Annotated in this window: 5 protein-coding genes; 1 reads left to right on the top strand and 4 read right to left on the bottom strand. The window is 53.5% G+C overall.

Annotated features, from left to right (window positions below):
- The coding region (locus F8D48_RS11730) for a glycosyltransferase family protein (RefSeq protein ID WP_205717392.1) at positions 1–790 on the top strand (790 nt) is incomplete at its 5' end.
- Positions 791–861: 71 nt separating this feature from the next.
- Here F8D48_RS11730 and F8D48_RS11190 read toward each other — a convergent pair.
- From F8D48_RS11190 to F8D48_RS11180, 4 genes are all read right to left on the bottom strand, one after another.
- Positions 862–2967, bottom strand: coding sequence for a hypothetical protein (locus tag F8D48_RS11190; RefSeq protein WP_151432098.1), 2106 nt, complete (start codon positions 2965–2967; stop codon positions 862–864).
- On the bottom strand, positions 2964–3128 hold the full coding sequence (locus F8D48_RS11725; RefSeq protein ID WP_170272813.1) for a hypothetical protein: 165 nt from the start codon (positions 3126–3128) through the stop codon (positions 2964–2966). The genes F8D48_RS11190 and F8D48_RS11725 overlap by 4 nt, the downstream gene beginning before the upstream one ends.
- A 130-nt stretch (positions 3129–3258) precedes the next feature.
- A complete protein-coding gene (locus F8D48_RS11185; protein WP_151432096.1) occupies positions 3259–4506 on the bottom strand; it encodes a DHHW family protein in 1248 nt (415 codons plus the stop codon).
- Between the two features lie 8 nt (positions 4507–4514).
- Positions 4515–5824 (bottom strand): MBOAT family O-acyltransferase (locus tag F8D48_RS11180; RefSeq protein WP_151432093.1); only part of this gene is annotated, 1310 nt, incomplete at its 5' end.

The raw sequence follows: 5824 nt of genomic DNA, 5'->3' as shown, positions 1-5824 counted from the left end.
CGACGATCTCCTCGTTCCCTCCGCCGTCGAGCATTTACTCGGAGTAGCCCGAGACTCCAATGCCGATCAGGTGTTCTTTTCTGCTCAATCGTTTTACGATTCTTATGAGGCACTCGAGCAGCACCCCGGCTTTACCACGTATTACAACTACACAGGCGAGTACGAGAAACAGCTCTCTGGTAAAGAGTTGTTCGTGCAGCTACGTGAAAATGGGGATTTCAAACCCAGCGCTTGTCTTCAGCTTATCAAACGTGATTTCCTTACCGAGCATAGCTTGACTTTCATGACCGGCATAATCCACGAGGACAATCTGTTCACCGTTCAATGCCTCTCGGTAAGCACGAGCAGCTTTGTTCTGCCGGAGCAGCTCTACCTTCGCCGCGTGCGATGCGAATCCATCATGACAAGCAAAAAGGGACTTCGTAATGCATTCGGATACTATCGCTCTATCATTGGCGTTGCGCGATTCCTTGACGCCGAGCCCTCATCGACAGAACGGGACTTCGCGGAGGCACTCCAGACTCAAGTAAGCATCTGGCGCCGCGATGCCGCCAAATACACGGCATTAGCATCGACGGAAGACCTTGACGCATTTCTCGAGACCCTCTCCGTAGGAGATCGAGTTCTGTTCAAAACCATCATCGTCGATCAGGTCAAATCGGATCGAGCCTTTGCAAAGGAGAAGAAGAAGCAGAGTGCCGAAATAAGCCGAGTGAAAAAATCACACTCATACCGCATCGGACACATGCTGCTCGCTCCCCCCCGATGGCTCAAGGCGAAGCTGAAATAGCCCCCTCCGAAGAGCGCCGAGACCACTATGGTTCGGTGCTCTTCGATTTCAGCACAGCAGAGACTTCAGATCTACCTTGATAGAATTCGCAGCAGTCGGGCCTTCCCGCGTCTTAGCAAGCGAGTCACCGTGGGCGGTGCCGGTTTCTCGATGACTTCAGCCTCCGCCCCTTTCGCAATTGGCTGCTTATCAAGAACACAATTGTGCGGCCCCCATACTGCACGAATAGTCAGCAAATCGCCTGAATGCACCGGGGTATCGCATTTAATGGGATCATCGTGCCATGCGGTCATGCGCTCGTCGCATAGAGCACGACCGTTGACCTCAATCAGCGTATAGTCGACGAGAACCGGACTGGGTGCGCCCTGGGCGTTGTGCGCATTCTTACTGCGAAATTCCACGCTTACTGTTCCCGCCATCAAGGCTCTCAAAGACAGCTCCATCCTTCCCGAAAAACCTTCGAACACATAACCTTCGTTGCCATCTCGACAAAACCAACGGGGGTTTGAAACGGAAACGTAGCCCCCTCCTGCACTCAAGAGAGCGAGACCGCTTTCTGAGCTGCCATGATGGTTCTTGACATCAATGCGCGCCGTTGCAAGCAGCCTCAAATAGTCGTTTTGGATGAAAGACTCGTCAGGCACCGCGCTCTTTGTCCATGCCATTCTCTGCATATAGGAAGAGATCTTGAACTCTCCGCCCTTGCTGTCAAGGGCGGCAGCGACGCCCGTTGCCGCCAAACAGGGATAGGCATGCTGCAAGGGACGGTAATTGTCCCGCTGCATAAGCCTGTGCTGGCGCATATAGACGGCATCTGACCCGATAAGCGAAAACGCTGCCCGCTCTCGGCATGACTCGAAAGCCGTTCTCACGCAATCGTCAATTTCTCGATAATTTGTCGGCTCCTCTGACGTCTGCACTGGCGGCACGCTCGCATTTTCAACAATCTGCGCCACCTCTTCCCCCTTCTCCTCCGGAAAGGAAGGAGGAGGAAATTTTCGGTTGAGCGCCCGTGCGTATTCGAGCGTTGCCTCTTCAATTTTTCTGCCCCCTTCAAAGGGAAATTGGAGAAGCTCTTTTTGATAACGGTCGAATATAATTGCCACGAGGAGGTTCTTGTCCGAGCAGCCTCTCCCATTGGTACGCAGCCTGAATAGATCAGCATCTATCAAGGGCGTACATTTAATATCATTCGCGAAGTAGCTTTCTACGGCATCGCGTCCGAAATGAAAGCGGCAGCGGGTCTCCTTGTAGAGAGACTGGGTCAAATCCCGCCCCTCTATCTTACCCCCTGTAATTCTTCGTAGCGCTTGAAATGAGTTTTCAATGATGTTCCTCATAGACAGGGCATAGGCTGCCGCGCAATCAGGGGCCAATTCAAATGCCTGACGCACATTTCTCTCCTGGTAGTCCATCGGCGGCTCATTCCAGTAGGCCCGGAGACACTCGCCTCCTGATCCAGTGAAATTAAAGCGAGGCAACATACTTCGGGAGGCCTTGAAACCGAGTTGCTTATGGACTCCCGACTTAGCGTAAAACGAAATGTCCAGAGCCTCACGAAGGGAAAAAGGCTCGGGTTCATTGGAGTCCCACCACGAGGGAGACACATTAAGCTGAAAACCATAATGGGATGCGATAGCGGAAGAAATCCGGTAATCCTCTGCATGGGTATGAAGGCGATCTTCGATGGAATTAACGCGAAGATCCCCCATATCAATTCCAGCACCTAGAAGAAGGCAGAGCGTTATTCGCGAGTCAAATCCACCCGACAAATCAGCGCTGATCTCGTATCGTCTTGCGCGCCAAATGCCCCTTATGATCTTGGTCCATTTCTCAAACCAATGGTCCAGCAGCAGGATACCTTCGGGGGTGTCAACGGGAATGCTGTTGTCCCCGTAGTCCGCACGCACTCTTACAGCAAGCTGGAGAGTAGCAAGATTGACGGAAACAAACGTATTTCTCGGAAGAAGCCGTATCTCTTTCACCATGGTTTCTTCGCATGAGATGGAACACAAGTCGGCCAAAACAAAGTGGCGGACGAAATCATCGTTCAGAGTTAATTGTCTGATAGGCGCCAGATGCTCGACCAGTTTCTGGAAAGAATTGCTTACCGCAAAAAAGAACTCGTCTTCATAGAGATATAAGCCATAGGATCCCAAGAAGTCCTGCTCAATCACAACCTCATGGTCTTCTCGCGATATTGCAACAAACGCCCCCCCCCGTGAGCGATATCGGAGGCACCGAGCGAGAAGCCGTACATTTCGCTATCTATCAATCCGACATTATTGGAATCCACAACGAAATAATCGGGTTTTCCCAAAACAAATGGTACGCCCATGACGAATCTCCTTCCGCGACTATGTCCTTGCAAGGCGAGCTGCACAAGCTATACGCCCAGGCACCATGACCAATGAACCACTATAAGGCAGTCGCACAGAAGGAGAAAGCCCGACCGTCATTTTTTCATTTTAGGAAATATTCTCAATAAACGTATCGTTGGTATAATTGCCCAAACTTTCCATGAAGAGAACGACATCTACGCCATTATCTTCCACCACGCTCTGAACAGTGCCGTCAAAATACCTCAAGTCTATGCAATGGACCGTCTTAAAGTGCTCGGCAAATAGGCGCTCAATGGAATTCGTATAGGAATCTCCCACAATGAGAAGGCTCTCGTCACCCGATACGTCCTCATTATCAAAACGAATATACGCATGCGAGCTATCTCCATGAAAATACTCTCCGTACCTGTTCTTGAAAACAGAACTGCTATACCGACCGGAGTTGTACCGTTCCACATGGAGAACATCCTCCAGAGCGGACGCTTCCCCATTCACTGACACTGAAAGATTGGACAGGTCATACTCGATGTCTTCGATGACATCCGCCATAGGAGGCCGAAAGAGGCCAACTCGAGCGTATGTGCCGTAGAAGGGGACATCCCAAGAACGAGTTCCCGTGATCGATACCGGCTCCTCATCGGGAGAAATGGCCGCCATAACGGTCGCGTAGCCTTCATAGGCGCCGAAGATATTCCAATGATGATCGGTTTTATAATAGTTTTTTAGATAATCCGACTCGTCAGCAATCTCAAGATTCACCGTCACCACCTCCTCCCGCAACGATGACAGGAGATCGTCCACCATGGACATGTTCTCCTCTCCGCGCGACATAAGGTCACGCAGCGGATCGAAGGGCGAGAACTCCATGGATCCCACAAGGCAAAACACTGTCATCAGATCGGGATTCGCCTCGCTAAATCCATTTATTGCCTCCGCAAGTCGCGCACACTGGCGAGCCCTTCCCCCACTTGGATCTGGAGGAATTGGCAGAACAGAATCCAACTCCGTATCGTAAACACGAGAGGAGCCGTAAAAAGTGGGGTACGTCTTGTAGCCAAACAACTGCGCACTGAGACGAATGAAAGCCCTCTGGAAGGACGCATTGCCCAGAATCACCTCATCCCGACAGGGTGTGAGGTCAGCCAGATACTGATCGGCATTTTCCTGGAAAACTCGAGCGACGAAATCTCCTTTCGTGAATCGGGGAAACGGCTGATAGCTTCGCGCCTCCAAATCTGAAATGGTTCCATTGCTGAAGTCTCCCAATACCGGCACATCGAAACGATCCGCCACTTTAACGATAATGAGAGATGAAACCAAGAGAACCATGACAATGGAAAGCACTGCGTCACGTCTGCTGGCTTTTGCCTTCATGACACTCCTTAGAACTGGAAGTAGATGAACGGGTTGTAGGAGCTGGAGACCACCGCCATGGCCGACAGCCCGAACACAGCCACAAGCGACACGTCCACCAGACCGTTCACCACCGCGAGCACGCGGGCGCGACCCGATGCCACAACGGCGCCTTCGCAAAGGGCCTGACAGGGCGGCACGGCGGTGTTGCCCTTGGCCGGCGCCGCTACGATAGAGCGGTGCATATCGCCCTCGGCCCAGGCCTCCAGCTTCTTGCGCAGATAGGGCGCCCAGGGCAGCGACCCCACGATGAAAATGGGAATGAGGGACACGTAGCTCCACGACTGCAGTTCCCACAGGGTGGAGGTGCCGAGCCAACCGTAGGCGCCGAAAAGGGCCGCTGTCCACTCGGCCACGTTCGACAGCCCCGTTACGGCGAACAGCAGCCAGCCGAAGAAGAACAGCACCACACACCAGATATGGCTCACGAAGCCAGGCAGGCGGTCGAGCAGCCTCGTAATAAAGAACTTCTCCAGCAGAATAAGCACGCCCCAGTACAGGCCCCACAGAACGAAATTCCAGGCTGCCCCGTGCCAGATGCCCGTCAGCCCCCACACGATCATGGTGTTCACGATGAAGCGCGGCACCGACACGCGGTTGCCGCCGAGGGGGATGTACACATAGTCGCGGAAGAATCCGCCCAAGGTCATATGCCAGCGGCGCCAGAACTCCGTGGCCGACCGAGCAGTGTAGGGGTAGTTGAAGTTGCGCGGGTAATCGAATCCCATCATCTTACCCATGCCAATGGCCATATCCGAATAGCCCGAGAAGTCGAAATAGATCTGGAACGTGTAGGCCGCCACGCCCGAGAAGCAGCCGATGAAACCGATGGTGGCGGCATCCTGGACAAGCAGCGAGTCGGCCAGCACGCCGGCGGTGTTGGCCAAGAGCACCTTCTTGCCAAGCCCCACGCAGAACAGGCGCAGCCCCTGGGCAAACCCAGCCAAGGTGGCACGGCGATGGTCGATCTCGTATTCGATATCGGAATAGCGCACGATGGGCCCGGCCACCAACTGGGGGAACATGGCAATATACATGCCTAGATACAGGGGGTTTTTCTGCACCTTCACCTCGCCGCGGTACACATCCACGATGTAGGTGAGCGCCTGCAAGGTGAAAAACGAGATGCCGATGGGCAGGGCTAGCTGCAGGTCGGTCAGAAACTCCTCGCCCAGGGCGGCGTTAATGTTCTGGGCGAGAAATCCCTGGTACTTCCAGAAACCGAGGATGGCCAGATTCGCCACCACGGCCACTGTCAGGAAGAACCTACGCCCCCCCC

It is taken from the genome of Adlercreutzia muris (assembly GCF_008831045.1).
Taxonomy (GTDB): Bacteria; Actinomycetota; Coriobacteriia; order Coriobacteriales; family Eggerthellaceae; genus Adlercreutzia; species Adlercreutzia muris.
This window is presented reverse-complemented; position numbering and strand designations above follow the sequence as displayed.